Source organism: Shewanella sp. 10N.286.45.A1, assembly GCF_041470405.1.
GTDB lineage: Bacteria > Pseudomonadota > Gammaproteobacteria > Enterobacterales > Shewanellaceae > Shewanella.
Map to the genome: position 1 here is coordinate 1 of NZ_JBFRMK010000450.1, position 933 is coordinate 933.

The 933-nt window shown below is 43.0% G+C and carries 1 protein-coding gene; it reads left to right on the plus strand.

Annotated elements, in window-relative coordinates:
- The first annotated feature begins 50 nt into the window (after positions 1-50).
- A complete protein-coding gene (locus AB4238_RS22355; RefSeq protein ID WP_372035828.1) occupies positions 51-875 on the plus strand; it encodes a cobalamin-binding protein in 825 nt (274 codons plus the stop codon).
- Positions 876-933 lie beyond the last annotated feature (58 nt).

The window sequence follows — 933 nt, forward strand, 5'->3', positions numbered from 1 at the left end:
AACCTAGAACCTAGAACCTCTATATCTTGAACCTAACTAAAAAGGATTTTATGAATATCTTTTCCAAATGTTTAATTGTATGCAGCGTTATTTTTAGCTGTAGTGTTTTTGCTGCTGAACCAGCAAAACGGATTATTGCTTTATCTCCCCATGCGGTAGAGATGTTGTACGCCATCGGTGCTGGTGAATCGATTGTGGCAACGACTGACCATGCCGATTACCCAGAGGCAGCGCTTAAAATTCCTCGTATTGGTGGTTATCACGGCGTTCAAATAGAACGAGTGCTTGAGCTTAACCCTGACTTGGTTGTGGTGTGGGGTGGCGGTAATAAAGCGGAAGATATCCAACGAATAAAAGAGTTAGGCTTTGAAGTTTTCGACAGTACCCCTAAAACGCTAGGCGCTGTTGCAGATGAGCTAGAAGCGCTTGGTGAACTAACGGGTAATCAAGTACAAGCAGCTGCAGCAGCCCTGTCATATCGACAAGAGTTAACTCGTTTACAGCGAGTTAACTTGGCTAAGCCTGAGGTGAAGGTCTTCTATCAACTATGGTCTACACCTTTAATGACGGTTGCAAAAAATAGCTGGATCCAACAGATTATTGCAGTGTGCCATGGCGATAATGTTTTTGTAGACTCAGCCAATGAATACCCTCAAGTTAGCTTAGAAACAGTTTTACTTAAAATGCCTGAAGTTATTTTACAGAGCCAAGATGAAGGCAACATTCAAGGAATTGATTGGAAGCAGTGGCCAGAGATCCCGGCTGTGAAGCAACAACATATCTACCAGTTAAATGCAGACTTACTGCACCGAGCCGCACCGAGAGCTTTGCTTGGTGTAGAAGCTTTATGCGAGGCATTAGATAAAGCTCGCTAGGTTAGTGTGATTTAAATAATGATTAAAAAATAGCGCCCAAGGGTAATGCCGTTCACTT